Below are 16807 nucleotides of genomic sequence, written 5' to 3' on the forward strand. Positions count from 1 at the left end.
AAAGGCCGCATGATGACTCCCTCGGGAATTGCTGTTGGCGGGCAGGGCAGCGTTTGCATCCGCGACGTCGCGACCAAGCCGTCTGTGCTGGAACTGTCGCGGTCCCGGATTGTCGCGCAGGTGTAATGCACCCGGCACACCCTTGAACGCCCGGGCCTTGCCAACGCCGGTTTGATCCAGATCAAGGCGCCGGGGTTGCACGGCGCCTAGCGTGAAGAACATGCCGATATCCCGGCATCGCAACATCCAGCGCGAGGTAGTGCGATGGAAAGTCATTTCGAAGACCGGCATGCAGCTGGCCGACTTCTGGCTGGAGCGCTTCGTGCCTATGCTGGTCGAAGCGACCTCGTTGTCCTGGCGCTTGCTCGCGGTGGAGTTCCCGTGGGCTACGAGGTGGCCAAGGCCCTTGGCGCCGAGTTCGACGTGCTCATCGTGCGCAAACTCGGTCTGCCACATCACCCGGAACTGGCGATGGGCGCCATCGCGTCCGGTGGCGCAATCGATCTCAACCGCAATGTGATTGCAATGTCCGGCGTCACCCAGCGCGACATCGAAGGCGTGCTGGCGCAGGAATATCGCGAACTTACACGGCGGGAAGCGCTTTACCGTGGCGCCCGTCCTGCGGCGCGGATCGAAGGGCGCACGGTCATCGTCGTCGACGACGGCATTGCCACCGGAGCGTCGATGCGCGCCGCACTCAAGGCGCTTCGCACGCGCAAGCCGGCAAAAATCATCGTCGCCGTTCCCGTTGCACCCATCGACACGCGAGAACGCCTGCAGGATGTGGCCGACGAATTCGTCTGCGTGCTCAGTCCGGCCGATTTCCAGGCGGTCGGTCAGTTTTACCGGAACTTCGATCAGACCAGCGACGACGAGGTGCGCACCCTGCTGGCGAAATTCGACTCCACCGGAGCACTGAAATGACCACACCGATGACGCCCTTTCTGGCGACACGCGCACTGGCGCAGCGGCTGCAAGAGCGCGCCACGGACTATGACGCCCTGCTGGAGATGGCTGCCGACCGGCGTTTCGTGCTGCTCGGCGAGGCGACCCACGGCACGCAGGAGTTCTATCGCATGCGCGCGGAGATCACCCGCAGGTTGATTGCCGAGCACGGCTTCGATGCCGTTGCCGTCGAGGCCGACTGGCCCGATGCGTGGCGGGTCAACCGCTACGTTCAGGGCGACGGTGATGACGATGCCGCATCGGCGCTCGACGACTTCGAGCGTTTTCCCCAGTGGATGTGGCGCAACCGCGAAGTCCTGAATTTCATCTCATGGCTGCGCACTTGCAACGCCGATCTCGGTCCGCAAGCCCGCGTCGGTTTCTACGGGCTGGATCTCTACAGCCTCTACCGCTCAACCGACGCCGTGATCCGCTACCTGCAGCAAGTCGATCCCGAGCAGGCGGAAATCGCCCGCGGTCGTTATGCAGCGCTCGATCATGTGCGCGAGCCCCAGGTGTACGGCTATCAGGCGGCCTTCGGCCAGCGTCCGGCCGCCCGCGAGGCGACAGTGGCGCAGTTGCTGCAGCTGCGCGAGGACGCGCAGGCCTATCTCGAACGCAACGGCCTGGCGGCGATCGATGCGCATTTCTTTGCCGAGCGCAACGCGGCCGTGGTGGTCAATGCCGAGACCTATTACCGCGCCATGTTCGGTCGACGCATCAACACCTGGAATCTGCGCGACGCCCATATGCGCGATACCCTGCTGGCGCTGGCGGATTACCGGATTCGCCGTGGCGGGACCGGCAAGGTGGTCGTCTGGGCGCACAACTCGCATCTGGGCGACGCGCGAGCGACCGAGGCGCATCTGCGCGGCGAATGGAACCTGGGCCAGCTCATGCGGCAGGAGGTCGGGGACAAGGCGCTGCTGGTGGGTTTCACCACCTACACAGGCCACGTTTCGGCGGCCTCGCAGTGGGATGGCGAGGTCGAACACAAATGGGTCCGGCCCGCGCTGCATGACAGTTACGAATACCTGTTTCACAGTACGGGCATCGACCGCTTCTTCCTGAAGCTGAACGACCCCGCGGCCGAACCCCTGCGAGAAACCATGCTGGAGCGCGCCATTGGGGTGATCTATGTGCCGCAGACCGAGCGCGCGAGCCATTATTTCGTCACCTCGCTGGCCCAGCAATTCGATGCAGTGTTCCATCTCGACGAAACCGCTGCGCTCGAACCCCTGGATGCGCCGCGCCATTGGCACTGGCCCGAAGCCGTGGAAGCTGCGGCCTGAAGACCCATGCCCATGTCCCCCGTCCAGATCCTCGACGTGGCCATCCCTTCCGGAAGAGCCCTGCTGCAGGGCAGTCTGGTCATGCCACCGAACGCGCTCGGCATCGTGGCCTTCGCACACGGCAGCGGCAGCAGCCGTTTCAGCCGTCGCAACCAGCGTGTGGCGCAATTCCTGAATCAGGCGAAGCTTGCCACCCTGTTGTTCGACCTGCTCACTGCCGAGGAAAACACGCGCGATCTGGCCACCGCCGAATATCGATTCGACATTCCACTGCTTGCAAGGCGCCTGACATCTGCCGTCGACTGGCTGGGCAATGAAACCGTGTCGCGATCACTGGCGGTTGGGCTGTTTGGTGCCAGCACCGGCGCTGCGGCCGCGTTGATCACCGCTGCAGACCGTCCGCATTCGGTCGCCGCGGTGGTGTCGCGCGGTGGCCGGCCCGACCTGGCTGGCGAGGCGCTCGGCCGGGTTCGCGCGCCGACCCTGCTCATCGTCGGCGGCTGGGACACAGACGTCATCGCACTGAACGAACGGGCAGCGCAGCGGCTCTCCTGCGAGCATCGCATCACCATCGTCCCGGAGGCGACCCATCTTTTCGAGGAGCCGGGCAAGCTGGACGAGGTGTCCAGGCTGGCCAGCGCGTGGTTCGTGAGGTGCCTGAGCGCCGCCGGTGCCTGATGTGTATCGGCCAAGTGGCCTGGTCTCGCTGCAGTGCGTGGGAACAGTTCAAGTGAACACCGTATCGATCACCCCATCGAGAGCGGGAATCAACATGCAAGTCGAAGAGGTCCTTACGCATCCCGGTCGCGCAATCCCCGCCGCGGCCAATCGGAATCATTCCCTTCACCGGCCGCCGTTCAAAGCATGCGGGTCATTTGACGGCAGCATCTTCATTCACGGCCCGCTGACGAGAGGTGCATCATGGCTTTAGTGAAATGGGATCCTTGGCATGAAATCGAAGACATGTTCGACCGGTATACCCGCGCCATGGGAATGCGTCGTACAGGGGGCGGAAGCGAGATCGCCGCCGTGGCGGATTGGTCCCCGCAGGTGGACATCACGGAGGGACCGGACGAGTTCACGATCAAGGCCGAGATTCCCGAGGTGAACAAGGACGATGTCAAGATCACGATCGACAACGGAGTGGTCACCATCCAGGGCGAGCGCAAGCAGGAGAAAGAAGAAAAGGACAAGAAATTCCATCGCATCGAACGGTTCTATGGCAGTTTCAGCCGCAGTTTCTCGCTACCCGATAATGTCAGCGCAAGTGCGGCCAAGGCGACCTTCAAGGATGGCGTGCTGACCCTGCAAATCCCCAAGACAGCCGAAACCAAGCCCAAAGGCATCGAAGTCAAGGTGGAGTGACCGGATTTTCCGGTCTGTCTGTCGCATCTGGCGGGCTGCCTGTTGGTGTCCTGCCAGATGCGGTGGCCGATCCTCCCCCATGGCCACTCCATTTGTGCACCCGCGTTGTCCCCCAGACGGGGAGGATGCAAGGCGGAGGGCCTGCGGCCACCGTGGGCACAGACCGGGGACAAGCCGATGGACGGCTGACGCCGCCCACACCTTGGCCCCCGCCTGCACCCACTTCGCCCCAGAAGGGCCAAAAGCAAAAGGCACCACCACCGAGCAGGCGAGCCGCAGAAGGCTCGCCTACGCGAACAACAACGGTGCGTAGTCCATCGCGCCGTGCAACACATGGACGATCAGCACTCGATCCGCCGCGACACGATAGAAGATCAAATAGGGGCCATGCACGCAGCGGCGGATGCCGTGCCGCTCATAGCGGGACACGAGCGGGAAAGCCTCCGGTGTCAGCGCCAAATCCATGCACTTTTCACGCAGTTCGCGCACAAAGGTCAGCGCTCGGCGCGGGTTATCTTTGGCGATGTAATCGCCGATGCGTTCAAGGTCGCCCTCGGCCTCCGCCGACAGCTGCACGATCATGCGGTGCTAGCCCGCCTGCGCTCGATACTTCGCTTCAAGCCGATCAAACACGGCTTCGGCAGGCTTCGTCCGCCCGGCGTCGGCGTCGGCCATGCCACGGGCGATGGAAGCGTCCAACGCTGCGAGACGGGTTTCCCGATCTTGAACCAGGCGCACCCCTTCGCGCAGCACTTCGCTCTTCGAGCCGTAACGGCCAGAGGCGACTAGCTGCGCCACATAGTGCTCAAGTAGTTGGCCGAGGTCGGCGCTGATCATGGTGTTCACCTTCACTAGGAAGCTGGCCAAGGATAGCTCGCTTGATAACTGTTATCAAGACGCCTTTCGGTCGCCAACTGCCCGCTGGCTTCTGCCGTGGCTGCTGTCGCCGATAGGGGCCGTGTCGAAAATGATGTGCGCGTAATCCTGTGTCAGCGCCGCATCGGGCAGCACGCCTCGCACCGGGCCGACAATCTATGATTGACATGTCAGGGCGGTCAACGCCCATTGGCATCGGTGGCTCCTGACTCCGGCGGTTCGCCGCGCCATGCTGGTGCTTTCACAGGCAGACGCGGTATTCCATGGCAATCAACGGGCCCGGCGTGACACAAGTGCGTCAGCTCGCAGAGGATTTGGGCAACACGATGGGTGATCTGGACGATTTGAAGAAACCGCAGTTCGCCCTGGATGCTCCCGGCCGTCCCGGCATCGCGCCGACCTGGAGCAGCAGTGCGAAAGATGCCGTGGGCTGTTCGCTCGGGCTTTCGCGGCTGTGGTTCACCACCGGCTTCGGGATCCTCAACGAGGTCTATTACCCGCGTGTCGACCTTCCCCAGATCCGCGATCTGGGCTTCATCGTGGCCGATGGCCGCGGCTTCTGGTCCGAAGTCAAGCGACTGGAAAACTACACGGTAAATTTCGTGGCGCCGGGGGTTGCGGCCCTGGAAATCAGCCACCACCACCCGCGGTACACCCTGCGGTTGCGGATCTCGCCAGATCCGCGACGCGACGTGCTGGCGATCGAGGTTCGGCTGGACGGCGACGCGCAGCTGCGGCCCTACGTGCTGCTCGCCCCCCGCCTGGGGGCAACCGGCCATGGCAACCGCGCCACGGTCGGGCGCCATCGTGGCCGCTGCGTGCTGCTGGCCGGGCAAGGGCCTTTCGCGCTGGCCCTCGCCGCCGTGGATGAGGACCAGCGCGACGCGTTCAGCGCGGCCAGCGCCGGTTACGTGGGTCACAGCGACGGCTGGCAGGATTTTGCCCGCAACGGTGCCTTGACCTGGCGTTATCCCAGTGCCGGTCCGGGCAATGTCGCCCTGACCGGCGAACTGCCGCGCCGGGCAGTGCTGGCCCTGGGCTTCGGCAGCAGCATGAGCGCGGCGGCGACTCTGGCCATCTCCAGCCTGCTGCAACCGTTCGACATGCTCCTGCAACATCAGGTCGCCGATTGGGAGGCCTGGCAGGCGCGCCGCAGTGAGCGCTTTGCGGTGCCGCTGGATCTTCCCGATTCCCTGCGCCGGCAGTTGCAGGTCTCGGCCATGGTCCTGCGCACCCATCTGGACAAGACCTATCCGGGGGCGATGGTGGCCAGCCTCAGCGTTCCCTGGGGCGACACGGGGGAAGAGCGGGGCGGTTACCACCTGGTTTGGCCGCGCGACCTGGTGGAATGTGCAGGCGCGCTGCTGGCCCTGGGCGCCGAGGAGGAAGCCCGCGACACCCTGCGCTACCTGATCGCCAGCCAGCACGAGGGCGGCCACTGGAGCCAGAACCAATGGCTGGGCGGCAAACCCTTCTGGTCGGGGGTCCAGCTGGACGAAACGGCCTTCCCGGTGCTGTTGGCTGCAGCAATCGATGAACGGGGCGGCCTGGGTGGAATCGAAGTGGGCGCCATGGTCGGCCAGGCGCTGGGCTTCATTGCCCTGCAGGGGCCGGTCACCCAGCAGGATCGCTGGGAAGAAAACAGCGGCATCAACAGCTTCACGCTTGCCGCCTGTATCGCTGCCCTGGTGGCGGGCAGTGACTTCGTGGCCGAGGACGCCCGCCAATGGGTGCTGGCGCTGGCCGACTACTGGAATGATCGCCTCGAATCCTGGGCCGTGGCCCGCAACACCGAACTGGCGGACCGTCTGGGCGTGCCGGCCTACCATGTGCGCACCGCTCCCGCGGAAGTGCTGCAGCAGGGAGCGGCCGCCCTGCGCCGGCCGCTGCCGGTCCGCAACCGCGAAGATGGTCTGATCCTGCCGGCCGATGAGCACGTTTCCACCGACTTTCTCCAGCTGGTGCGCTTCGGTCTGCGGCTTGCCGATGATCCCTTGATCCTCGACAGCCTGGCGGTGGTGGATCATCTGCTCAAGGTCGACACGCCGGCCGGACCGGTGTGGCGGCGCTACAACGGCGACGGCTATGGCGAACACGACGATGGCCGCGCCTACGACGGCACCGGTCGCGGACGGCCCTGGCCCCTGCTGACCGGCGAGCGCGGGCACTATGCGCTGGCCGCAGGTCAGGACCCCTTGCCCTGGCTGGAGACCATGGCGGGGCTGGCAAATGCCACTGGCCTCATCCCCGAGCAGGTCTGGGATGGCCCGGACGTGCCGGCGCGGCGCCTGGTCTTCGGGCGTCCGACGGGGGCGGCCATGCCCCTGGTCTGGGCCCATGCGGAGTTCACCAAGCTGATGGTGTCGCGCCATCTGGGCGCTCCGTTCGACCGGCCCCGAGCGGTCTGGGCGCGCTACAAGGGACAGCGTCCGCGCATCCAGCGCGCGTTCTGGTCGCAGATGGCGCCCATCGGCACCCTCCAGCCCGGGCTTGGGCTGGTGATCCTGTTGCCTGCGCCAGCCCTGATCCACTGGGGCGTCGACGGCTGGCAGGACACCCAGGACCTGATCAGCGTCGACAGCGGCCTGGGTTTTCAGGTGGCGGAGCTGGACGTCCGGTCCCTGCGGCCCGGCCAGCGCCTGGATTTCACGTTCCGATGGCAGGTGTCCAGCACCTGGGTGGGCTGCGACTATCATGTGAGGGTGGAAACCGACTGACTGGGGTCGGTTGCGGTCCGCACTGCGGCCGGAGGCGTCCGATGAGACTTGTGATCCGGGATAGCTGGTTCCCCGCGGGAACCCGAATCGACATCGAGGCAGGCCAGGATGAACTGGCCTTTGTCCGCTGCACCTTCGAGGGCGGTGAAGTCGTGGTGGATGCGGCGGTCGACCGTCCGATCTTCCTGGCCTGCCTGTTCCAGGGGACCCGATTCAGTGGCCAGCCCCTGTCGGCGCGCATTTCCCATGAATGCCATTGGTGTGCCCCGGCAACCGAGGCCTCTGCTTCCGCCCCCGTCGGAACGGCTGGCCACGACGTGCATCCCGGATAACCATCTGCCGCCAATCCGGGGCGGGGCGCGGCGGCCCACGAACATGCGGGCAAGCTCGGGATCCTTGCAGGCGTCTTCGGCTGACTCAATCCACGGATGCGAGCCGCATGGCCGCAAGCGGGGGGCGCAGCTCGGGGACGTTCCATCGGTTGTCCGGGCGCACGGATTGTGTTAACGTGATAGCGCGTTAATACATTGAGACATCCATGAAGCGTCGCACCGACATCGACGAGAAGACCGCCAGCCTGGCCCTGCAGGCGCTGGCCCGGGCCCTGGCCGGCCTGTCCCGGCCGGAGGACGTGCGCGCGTTTCTGCAGGACCTGTGCACCCCCGCCGAACTGGAGGCCATGGCCGACCGCTGGCGGGTGGTGCCGCTGATCCTCAAGGGTGTGCCGTATCGCGAAATCCACGAACTGACCGAAGTCAGCGTCACCACCATCGGGCGCGTCGCGCGCACGCTGGAGACCGGCGCCGGCGGCTATGCCGCTGCGCTGCGTCGCCAGCAGTCGCGCACCAGCGCCGCACAGTGAAGTCCACCCTCATGCCTGCCATCGTCGCCAACGCGACGCGCGACCGTCTGCGCATCGCCATCCAGAAATCCGGCCGCCTGGCCGAACCCGCGCGCAGCCTGCTGGCCGCCTGCGGCCTGAGCTGGCGCGAGAGCCGCGACAGGCTGTTCTGCTACGGCGAATCGTTACCCGTGGACCTGCTGCTGGTCCGCGATGACGACATTCCCGGCCTGATCGCCGATGGCGTGTGCGACTACGGCATCGTCGGCCGCAACGAGCTGGATGAGCAGGCCAACGCGCGCCTGGAACTTGGCCTGGCACCGGCCTATCGCGAAGTGCGCGCGCTTGGCTTCGGCGGCTGCCGGCTGATGCTCGCCATCCCCGAGACCTGGGAATGGGAAGGCGCGCAGCAGCTGCAGGGCCTGCGCATCGCCACCAGCTATCCGGCGATCCTGCGCCAGTGGCTCGGCGCGCGCGGTGTGGATGCGGCGGTGGTCGAGCTGTCCGGTTCGGTCGAGATTGCGCCCAAGCTGGGCACCGCCGACCTGATCTGCGACCTGGTCTCCAGCGGCGCCACGCTGCGCGCCAACCAGCTCAAGCCGGTCGAAACCCTGCTGGAAAGCCAGGCCGTGCTGGCAGGCCCGGTGCATGGCTTCAACGATGCGCGCGCTGACCTTTCGGCGATGTTGCTGCGGCGCATGGATGGGGTGCTCAAGCTCAAGGACAGCAAGCTGTTGATGTTCCGCGCCGCGCCCGATACGGTGCCGGCATTGACGCGCCTGCTGGTCGATGCCGAGCCGCTGGTGCAGCTGCCGGGCGAACACGCCGAAGGCATTTCGCTGCAGACCATGTGCCACACCGCGATCAGCTGGCAGCAGCTGGAGGAACTGGAGCGGGCGGGCGCGCGCGGGCTGATGGTGCTGTCGGTGGAGCGCTCGCTGGCATGAACGCATCGCTTCGCACGCAATCGCTGGCCGTGCAGCGCAGCCTCTGGCGCGCGCTGGATGCCGATGCGCAGGCACGCACCCTGCAACGCCCGGCGCAGACGGTGGCTGCGCAGACACGGCGCACGGTCGCCGCATTGATCGACGAGGTGCGCAGTGGCGGGCTTGAAGCCCTGCGTGCCATTACCGCGCGTCTGGATGGGGCGGCGCCGGCGTCCTTTGAAGTCGGCCAAGCCGAGTTCGCCGCGGCCGAGGCGGCCATCGGCCCGGCGCTGAAGCAGGCCATGGTCGAAGCCGCCGCGCGCATCGAAGCCTTCCACAGGGCCGGCATCGCCCAGCCCTACGCGGTGGAAACCGCCCCGGGCGTGGTCTGCGAACGCATCATCCGGCCGATCGCTCGGGTCGGCCTGTATGTGCCGGCCGGCAGCGCGCCGCTGCCTTCCACCGCGCTGATGCTGGGCGTGCCGGCGCGCCTGGCCGGCTGCCGCCAGGTGGTGCTGTGCACGCCGCCGCGCAAGGACGGCAGCGCCGATCCTGCGGTGCTGGTGGCTGCGCGCCTGACCGGGGTAAGCCGGGTGTTCGTGCTGGGCGGAGCCCAGGCAATCGCGGCGATGGCCTACGGCGCTGGCCCGGTGCCGGCCTGCGACAAGCTGTTCGGGCCCGGCAACGCGTATGTGACCGAAGCCAAGCAGCAGGTGGCGCAGAACGGCGCGGCGGCGATCGACATGCCGGCCGGTCCTTCGGAAGTGCTGGTGATCGCCGATGCCGGCGCCAATGCCGCCTTCGTCGCCGCCGACCTGCTCTCCCAGGCCGAGCACGGCCCGGATTCGCAGGTGCTGCTGCTGTCCGACGATGCCGGCCTGCTGGATCGGGTGGAAGCCGAGCTCGCAGCGCAGCTGGCCGCGCTGCCGCGTGCGGACATCGCGCGCCAGGCGCTGTCGGCCTCGCGGCTGGTGCAGGTCGACTCGCTGGATGAAGCCTTCGCCATCAGCAATGCCTACGCCCCGGAACACCTGATCCTGGCGCTGCGCGATGCGCGCATGTGGCTGGCCAAGGTCGAGGCCGCCGGCTCGGTGTTCCTGGGCGACTACACGCCCGAGGCGCTGGGCGATTACTGCAGCGGCACCAACCACGTGCTGCCCACCAGCGGCGCGGCACGCGCCTACAGCGGCGTGTCGGTGGCCAGTTTCCAGAATTTCGTCAGCGTGCAGGCAGCCAGTGCGGCCGGCATCCTGGCCATCGGGCCGTCGGCGGTGACCCTGGCGACGGCCGAAAGCCTGGAGGCCCACGCCAACGCCGTGCGCCTGCGCCTGCAGGAGGCCGGGCGATGAGCAAGCCTGATCTGCTCGAGCTGGTGCGCCCGGACCTACGCGGCTTTGGCGGCTACAAGTCCGCGCGCAGCGAGGATCTGCGTGGCGATGTGTGGCTCAACGCCAACGAAAGCGCATGGAACAATCCGGCCGATGCCAATGCGAGCTTGCGCCGCTATCCCGATCCGCAGCCGGCTGCGCTGAAGACCGCGCTGGCGGGCCTGTATGGCTGCGCGCCGGAGGAGCTGCTGATCGGCCGCGGCAGCGACGAGGCCATCGACCTGCTGGTGCGCGCGCTGTGCGTGGCCGGGCAGGACGCGGTGGTGGCCACCCCGCCGGTGTTCGGCATGTATGCGGTGAGTGCGCGCTTGCAGGATGCCCGGCTGATCACGGTGCCGCTGATCGACGGCGCCGAAGGCTTCGCCCCGGATTTCGATGGCATTGCCGCGGCAGTGCTGGAGCAGGGCGCGAAGATCGTGTTCCTGTGCTCGCCAGCCAACCCGACCGGGGCCTCGATTGCGCTGGCCCGGATCGAAGCGCTGCTGCAGACCCTGCAGGGCAGGGCGCTGGTGGTGGTCGACGAAGCCTATGGCGAATTCTCGCAGGTGCCTTCGGCGTTGACGCTGCGTGCGCGCCATCCGGAAGTGGCGGTGCTGCGCACGCTGTCCAAGGCGCATGCGCTGGCTGCGGCGCGAGTGGGCGTGGTGATCGCCGACCCGCGCCTGATCGCGGTGCTGCGCGCCTGCCAGGCGCCGTATCCGGTGCCCACGCCGTGCGCCGAACTGGCCGTGGCCGGCCTCTCGCCGGGCGCGCTGGCATCCACCGGGGCGCGCATCGCGCTGGTGATCGAGGAACGCGCGCGGCTGGCCTGCGCGCTGTCGGCGCTGCCCGGCGTGCGCCGGGTATACGCCTCCGATGCGAACTTCCTGCTGGTGCGCTTCGCCGATGCCGAGGGTGCGTTCCGCGCATTGCTGGCCGCCGGCGTGGTGGTGCGCGACCAGCGCGCCGCCCCGCAACTGCAGGACGCGCTGCGCATCACCATCGGCACGCCGGAGCAGAACGCCCGGGTGCTGGCCGCGCTGAGCGCGCAGGCGGTGGCCGCATGAGCCAGAAAATTCTGTTCATCGACCGCGACGGCACCCTGATCGAGGAGCCGGCCGACTTCCAGATCGACTCTTACGACAAGCTGCGCCTGGTCAAGGGCGTGATCCCGGCGCTGCTCAAGTTGCGTGATGCGGGCTTTCAGTTCGTGATCGTCACCAACCAGGACGGGCTGGGCAGCGACGCCTATCCGCGCGAAAGCTTCGACGGCCCCAACAACCTGATGCTGCAGATCTTCGAGAGCCAGGGCATCACCTTTCGCGAAATCCTGGTGGACGGCAGCTGGCCGGCCGACAACGCGCCCACGCGCAAGCCGGGCCTGGCCCTGGTGATGCACTACCTGCGCGATCGCGGCATCGACCTGGACGGCTCGGCGGTGGTCGGTGACCGCGACAGCGACATGCAGTTCGCGCAGAACCTGGGCATCGGCGGCTTCCAGCTCAGGACCGAGCAGTTCGGCGGGCAGTGGGACTGGGCCGGCATCGCCCACGTCCTGGCCGATGCGCCGCGCACGGCCCGCGTGCACCGCAAGACCAGGGAAACCGACATCCTGGTCGAACTGGACCTGGACCAGGCGGCCGAGCCGAAGGTCCACACCGGCCTGCCGTTCTTCGACCACATGCTGGAGCAGATCGGCAAGCACGGTGGCTTCGCCCTGACGGTCCAGGCCAGCGGCGACCTGCACATCGACGAGCACCACACCATCGAGGACACCGCCCTGGCCCTGGGCCAGGCGCTGAAGCAGGCGCTGGGCGACAAGCGCGGCATCGGCCGTTACGGCTTCACCCTGCCGATGGACGAGTGCCTGGCCAGCGCGGCGCTGGATTTTTCCGGACGGCCGTACCTGGTGTTCGACGGCACTTTCAAGCGCGAGCGCGTGGGCGACATGCCGACCGAGCTGGTGCCGCATTTCTTCCGCTCGCTGTGCGATGCGGCCGGGCTCAACCTCAACCTGCAGGTGCGCGGCGACAACGACCACCACCAGGTCGAAGGCTGCTTCAAGGCGCTGGCGCGCGCGTTGCGCCAGGCGATCAGGCGCGAAGGCTCCGAGCTGCCTTCGACCAAAGGGGCGCTGTGATGCGGCTGGCCCTGATCGATGCCGGCGGCGCCAACATCGGCTCGGTGCGCTACGCACTGGGCCGGCTGGGGGTGGAAGCCGAACTGACCACCGATGCGCAGGTGATCCGCAGCGCCGACCGGGTGATCCTGCCGGGTGTCGGCGCGGCGGCGCAGGTCATGGGCCGGCTGCGCGAGCTGCAGCTGGTGGATACGATCAAGACCCTGCAGGCGCCGCTTTTGGGGGTGTGTGTCGGGATGCAGGTGTTGTTCGAGCATTCCGAGGAAGACGACACGCCCTGCCTGGGCCTGCTGGCCGGCAAGGTCGCCAAGCTGCCGCTCAGTGAGGGTATCCGGGTGCCGCACATGGGCTGGAATACGCTCACGCCCAGGCGCGAGGCTTCGCTGACCCGCGGCATCGGCGCCCAGGACCAGGCCTACTTTGTGCACAGCTACGCCGCGCCGGTCAGCGAGGACTGCCTCAGTGCGACCACGCACGGCCAGACCTTCGCCGCCATCGTCCAGCGCGGAGCGGTGGCCGGTGCGCAGTTCCATCCCGAACGCTCCGCTGCGGTAGGCGCGCGCCTGCTGCAGAACTTCATCGAAGGAGGCCTGGCGTGAGTGCCGTGCCCGACACCAGCGCCGCCACGGCGTTCCAGCTGTATCCGGCCATCGACGTGCGCGGTGGCCGGGTGGTGCGCCTGGCCCAGGGCGACTACGACCGCGAAACGACCTATGGCGATGATCCGCTCGCCGCGGCACAGGCCTATGCCGCGCAGGGTGCGCGCTGGCTGCATCTGGTCGATCTGGACGCAGCCCGCGCCGGTGGCTACACGCTGTTGCCGCTGCTGCAGCAGATCCGCGCCAGCACCGGGCTGCAGGTCCAGACTGGCGGCGGCGTGCGCAGCCATGGCGACGTGGCCGCGCTGCTGCAGGCGGGCGCCTCGCGGGTGGTGATCGGCTCGCTGTCGGTGCGTGCGCCGCTGCAGGTGCTGGGCTGGCTGGACGAGTTCGGCCCCGAGCGCATCACCGTGGCCCTGGATGCACGCCAGGACGCGGCCGGCGTGTGGCAGTTGCCGATCCACGGCTGGACCGAAGGCTCGGGCGTGCTGCTGGACGCGCTGGCGGTGCGCTATGCCCGGGCCGGCCTGGCGCACCTGCTGTGCACCGACATCGCCCGCGACGGCATGCTGACCGGGCCCAACTTCGCCCTGTATCGGCACCTGGTCGCGCTGCTGCCGCAGGTGCAGGTGCAGGCCTCCGGCGGCGTCCACGCGGTGACCGATGTCAGCCAGGCCAAGGCCGCCGGTTGCGGCGGCATCGTGCTGGGGCGCGCGCTGCTGGAAGGCCGCTTCACCCTGGCGCAGGCCTTTGCGCAGGCGGGCGCATGTTGAGCCGTCGCATCGTGCCGTGCCTGGACGTGCGCGGCGGGCGCGTGGTCAAGGGCGTGAGGTTCCGCGACCACATCGACATGGGCGACATCGCCGAGCTGGCGCTGCGCTACCGCGATGCCGGGGCCGACGAGCTGGTGTTCTACGACATCGGCGCCAGCCCGGAAGGCCGTTCGGTCGACTATGCCTGGGTGGAAAAGGTCTCGCGCCTGCTCGACATCCCGTTCTGCGTGGCCGGTGGCATCCGCAGCGTGGCCACCGCGCGGGCGGTGCTGCATGCCGGCGCGGACAAGGTCTCGATCAACACCCCGGCGCTGGAGCGGCCGGCGTTGATTGGCGAGCTGGCCACCGCCTTCGGCGTGCAGTGCGTGGTGGTGGGCATCGACTCGGTGCGCGAGGCCGACGGCCAGTGGCGCGTGCGCAGCCATACCGGTGATCCGAGCAAGACCCGTGCGCAACCGCTGCGCACGCTGGACTGGATCGTGCAGGCGCAGGAGCTGGGCGCCGGCGAGATCGTGCTCAACTGCATGGACAGCGACGGCGTGCGTCGCGGCTACGACATCGAGCAGCTCAAGGCCGCGCGTGCGGTGTGCCACGTGCCGCTGGTGGCCTCCGGCGGGGCCGGCGCGCCGGAGCATTTCATCGCCGCCTTCCAGCAGGCCGACGTGGACGCCGCGCTGGCGGCCAGCGTCTTCCACAGTGGCGCCATCGCCATCCCCGACCTCAAGCGCACGCTGGCCGCGGCCGGCATCCCGATGCGCCTGGCCGCCTGAGCGGCCGTGACTGGATCGCAATCATGAGCACGACCGATACGCTGGACTGGGCCAAGGGCGATGGATTGTTGCCGGCCGTGGTCCAGGACGCCGACACGCTGCGCGTGCTGATGCTGGGCTACATGAACGCCGAGGCGCTGCAGGTCACCCGCAGCACCGGCCATGTCACCTTCTTCAGCCGCAGCAAGCAGCGGCTGTGGACCAAGGGCGAGAGCTCCGGGCATTTCCTGGATTTGGTCGACGTGCAGATCGACTGCGATGCCGACACGCTGCTGGTGTTGGCGCGTCCGCACGGCGATACCTGCCACCTGCAGCGGCCCAGCTGTTTCGCTGCCGCGCCGGGCGTGCAAGCACCTGCCTCCGGCGGTATCGCGTTCCTGGCCGAGCTGGACACGCTGATCGCCCAGCGCCATGCACAACAGCCCGCCGGCAGCTACACGACCAGGTTGTTCGAAGGCGGCATCCGCCGCATCGCCCAGAAAGTGGGCGAGGAGGGCGTGGAAACCGCGCTGGCCGCCGTGGCGCAGGAGGATGCCGACCTGCTCGGCGAAAGCGCCGACCTGCTGTATCACTTGACCGTGCTGCTGCGCGCGCGCGGCCTGTCGTTGGCCGATGCGGTGGCCGTGCTGCAGCAGCGGCATGATCCGCGCTGAGGCGCTTGGCGCTTGGCCGCCGCCGCTGAAGCGGCCTTGCACGACTCATTCCCGGACCAGGTCGGCCAGCCGCAGCGCGGCGATCTGCTCGATCTGGCGCAGACATTCGGCGATCTCGGTCGCCGTGTCGCGCGCCAGCCGCTCGCGCAGGGACGCGATGATGCTGGTTCGGGTGTGGCCGCGCACGGCCAGGATGAAGGGGAAGCCGTGGCGCTGGTGGTAGCGGTGGTTCAAGTCCACCAGCTCGGCGTATTCGTCGGCGCTGCATTGATCCAGGCCGGCGCCGCGCTGTTCGCTGGCCGATGCGGCGGTGAGCTCACCGGCGATGGCGGCCTTGCCGGCCAGTTCGGGATGGGCGCGGATCAGGCCCAGCTGCGCCTCCAGGCCGGCCTCGCGCACCACCGCGCACATGGCCGCGTGCAGGGCTTCGCGCGAGGGGTAGGGCCGCCTGTCCGCCGCGCCGGCCGGCACCCACGGCGAATGCTCGAAGATGCCCTGCAGCGCGCCGATGAAGGCATCGGCGGGCAGCGCGTTGAGCTCGGCCAGGGCGATCATGCCGCAGCTTCCACGAACGGATGCCGCTGCCGCCAGTGGTTGGCGATGTCGATCCGTCGGCACACCCACACCCGGTCGTGTCTTGCGATGTGGTCCAGGAACTTCTGCAGGCCCACGATGCGCCCGGGCCGACCGAGCAGCCGGCAATGCATGCCGATGGAGAGCATCTTCGGCGCCTCCTCGCCTTCGGCATAGAGCGCATCGAAGCTGTCGCGCAGGTACTCGAACAAGTGCGTGGCCGTGTTGAAGCCCTGCGGCGTGGCAAAGCGCATGTCGTTGGCGTCCAGCGTGTAGGGCACCACCAGGTGCGGCTTGCGCTCGCCGCTGGAGGTTTCGACCCGGGTCCAGAACGGCAGGTCGTCGCCGTAGTAATCGGCGTCATAGGCAAAGCCGCCGTGTTCGACCACCAGCCGGCGGGTGTTGGGACTGTCGCGGCCGGTGTACCAGCCCAGCGGCGCGCTGCCGGTCAGGCGCGCATGCAGTTGCACCGCGCGCTCCAGGTGCGCCCGTTCCAGCGCCGGGTCCATGTCCTGGTAGTGGATCCAGCGCCAGCCGTGGCTGGCGATCTCGTGGCCCAGTTCGACGAACGCCGCGGTGGCTTCCGGATTGCGCTGCAGCGCCATGGCCACGCCGAACACGGTCAACGGCAGGCCGCGTCGCTCGAACTCGCGCAGGATCCGCCATACGCCCACCCGCGAGCCGTATTCGTAGATCGACTCCATGCTCATGTGCCGCGCCGGATAGCTGGCCGCGCCGACGATCTCGGACAGGAACTGCTCCGAACCGGCATCGCCATGCAGCACGTTGTTCTCGCCGCCCTCCTCGTAATTGAGTACGAACTGCACCGCGATCCTGGCCTTGCCCGGCCAGTCGGCGAACGGCGGGTGGCGGCCATGGCCGATCAGGTCGCGGGGATAGGCATCATCGGGCATCGGGACGGGTCACGCAGGCGGTGGAAAACGCACTTTAGGAACAACCGCCCGCAAAT

Annotated in this window: 19 protein-coding genes; 15 read left to right on the plus strand and 4 right to left on the minus strand. The window is 67.8% G+C overall.

The window, feature by feature from the left end; translation table 11 throughout:
- Positions 1 to 264: 264 nt before the first annotated feature.
- The 4 genes from D9R12_RS01135 to D9R12_RS01150 all read left to right on the plus strand — a co-directional run bounded on the left by D9R12_RS01135 (position 265) and on the right by D9R12_RS01150 (position 3602).
- The gene (locus D9R12_RS01135) at positions 265 to 924 is read left to right on the plus strand and encodes a phosphoribosyltransferase (protein WP_122227102.1); all 660 of its coding nucleotides are present in this window, start codon (positions 265 to 267) and stop codon (positions 922 to 924) included.
- The gene (locus tag D9R12_RS01140; RefSeq protein ID WP_122227104.1) at positions 921 to 2237 is read left to right on the plus strand and encodes an erythromycin esterase family protein; all 1317 of its coding nucleotides are present in this window, start codon (positions 921 to 923) and stop codon (positions 2235 to 2237) included. Before D9R12_RS01135 ends, D9R12_RS01140 begins: the two co-directional genes overlap by 4 nt.
- A 159-nt stretch (positions 2238 to 2396) precedes the next feature.
- Positions 2397 to 2915, plus strand: a complete 519-nt coding sequence (locus tag D9R12_RS01145; RefSeq protein ID WP_244919608.1) for a dienelactone hydrolase family protein — start codon at positions 2397 to 2399, stop codon at positions 2913 to 2915.
- Positions 2916 to 3158: 243 nt separating this feature from the next.
- On the plus strand, positions 3159 to 3602 hold the full coding sequence (locus D9R12_RS01150; protein ID WP_122227108.1) for an Hsp20/alpha crystallin family protein: 444 nt from the start codon (positions 3159 to 3161) through the stop codon (positions 3600 to 3602).
- A gap of 288 nt (positions 3603 to 3890) precedes the next feature.
- Here D9R12_RS01150 and D9R12_RS01155 read toward each other — a convergent pair whose 3' ends face one another.
- Together D9R12_RS01155 and D9R12_RS01160 are read right to left on the minus strand one after the other, a co-directional pair.
- Entirely contained in the window at positions 3891 to 4184 is a 294-nt protein-coding gene (locus D9R12_RS01155) for a type II toxin-antitoxin system RelE/ParE family toxin (RefSeq protein ID WP_122227110.1), read from the minus strand.
- A 6-nt stretch (positions 4185 to 4190) separates the two neighbouring features.
- A complete protein-coding gene (locus D9R12_RS01160; RefSeq protein ID WP_122227644.1) occupies positions 4191 to 4439 on the minus strand; it encodes a type II toxin-antitoxin system ParD family antitoxin in 249 nt (82 codons plus the stop codon).
- A 365-nt stretch (positions 4440 to 4804) separates the two neighbouring features.
- Here D9R12_RS01160 and D9R12_RS01165 point away from each other — a divergent pair, with 365 nt between their 5' ends.
- The 11 genes from D9R12_RS01165 (at position 4805) to hisIE (ending at position 15264) form a co-directional block, all read left to right on the plus strand.
- The gene (locus D9R12_RS01165) at positions 4805 to 7195 is read left to right on the plus strand and encodes a glycoside hydrolase family 15 protein (protein ID WP_210538846.1); all 2391 of its coding nucleotides are present in this window, start codon (positions 4805 to 4807) and stop codon (positions 7193 to 7195) included.
- Positions 7196 to 7236: 41 nt separating this feature from the next.
- Positions 7237 to 7527 (plus strand): hypothetical protein, encoded by a 291-nt coding sequence (locus D9R12_RS01170; protein ID WP_122227112.1) that lies wholly within the window; start codon positions 7237 to 7239, stop codon positions 7525 to 7527.
- 206 nt (positions 7528 to 7733) lie between these two features.
- A complete protein-coding gene (locus D9R12_RS01175) occupies positions 7734 to 8057 on the plus strand; it encodes a YerC/YecD family TrpR-related protein (RefSeq protein ID WP_122227114.1) in 324 nt (107 codons plus the stop codon).
- Between the two features lie 11 nt (positions 8058 to 8068).
- Positions 8069 to 8983, plus strand: a complete 915-nt coding sequence (gene hisG, locus D9R12_RS01180; protein WP_014160811.1) for an ATP phosphoribosyltransferase — start codon at positions 8069 to 8071, stop codon at positions 8981 to 8983.
- Positions 8980 to 10311, plus strand: a complete 1332-nt coding sequence (gene hisD / locus D9R12_RS01185; RefSeq protein WP_122227116.1) for a histidinol dehydrogenase — start codon at positions 8980 to 8982, stop codon at positions 10309 to 10311. The genes hisG and hisD overlap by 4 nt, the downstream gene beginning before the upstream one ends.
- Positions 10308 to 11396 (plus strand): histidinol-phosphate transaminase, encoded by a 1089-nt coding sequence (gene hisC / locus D9R12_RS01190; protein WP_122227118.1) that lies wholly within the window; start codon positions 10308 to 10310, stop codon positions 11394 to 11396. The genes hisD and hisC overlap by 4 nt, the downstream gene beginning before the upstream one ends.
- Positions 11393 to 12469: a bifunctional histidinol-phosphatase/imidazoleglycerol-phosphate dehydratase HisB gene (gene hisB, locus D9R12_RS01195; RefSeq protein WP_122227120.1), complete on the plus strand. Its 1077-nt coding sequence runs from the start codon at positions 11393 to 11395 to the stop codon at positions 12467 to 12469. Before hisC ends, hisB begins: the two co-directional genes overlap by 4 nt.
- Positions 12469 to 13068, plus strand: coding sequence for an imidazole glycerol phosphate synthase subunit HisH (hisH, locus tag D9R12_RS01200; protein WP_014160807.1), 600 nt, complete (start codon positions 12469 to 12471; stop codon positions 13066 to 13068). Before hisB ends, hisH begins: the two co-directional genes overlap by 1 nt.
- A gap of 5 nt (positions 13069 to 13073) precedes the next feature.
- A complete protein-coding gene (hisA, locus tag D9R12_RS01205; RefSeq protein ID WP_170159114.1) occupies positions 13074 to 13841 on the plus strand; it encodes a 1-(5-phosphoribosyl)-5-[(5-phosphoribosylamino)methylideneamino]imidazole-4-carboxamide isomerase in 768 nt (255 codons plus the stop codon).
- Positions 13835 to 14611 carry an imidazole glycerol phosphate synthase subunit HisF gene (hisF, locus tag D9R12_RS01210; RefSeq protein WP_122227126.1) on the plus strand — a complete coding sequence of 259 codons (777 nt, stop codon included), beginning with the start codon at positions 13835 to 13837 and terminating at the stop codon, positions 14609 to 14611. Before hisA ends, hisF begins: the two co-directional genes overlap by 7 nt.
- 23 nt (positions 14612 to 14634) lie before the next feature.
- Entirely contained in the window at positions 14635 to 15264 is a 630-nt protein-coding gene (gene hisIE / locus D9R12_RS01215; RefSeq protein WP_122227131.1) for a bifunctional phosphoribosyl-AMP cyclohydrolase/phosphoribosyl-ATP diphosphatase HisIE, read from the plus strand.
- 45 nt (positions 15265 to 15309) lie between these two features.
- Here hisIE and uraD read toward each other — a convergent pair whose 3' ends face one another.
- Together uraD and puuE are read right to left on the minus strand one after the other, a co-directional pair.
- Complete coding sequence (gene uraD, locus D9R12_RS01220) at positions 15310 to 15819, minus strand: 2-oxo-4-hydroxy-4-carboxy-5-ureidoimidazoline decarboxylase (protein ID WP_122227133.1); 510 nt, start codon at positions 15817 to 15819, stop codon at positions 15310 to 15312.
- On the minus strand, positions 15816 to 16751 hold the full coding sequence (gene puuE, locus D9R12_RS01225; protein WP_014160802.1) for an allantoinase PuuE: 936 nt from the start codon (positions 16749 to 16751) through the stop codon (positions 15816 to 15818). Before puuE ends, uraD begins: the two co-directional genes overlap by 4 nt.
- Positions 16752 to 16807: the final 56 nt, after the last annotated feature.

It is taken from the genome of Pseudoxanthomonas spadix, assembly GCF_003703395.1.
Classification (GTDB): Bacteria; Pseudomonadota; Gammaproteobacteria; order Xanthomonadales; family Xanthomonadaceae; genus Pseudoxanthomonas_A; species Pseudoxanthomonas_A spadix.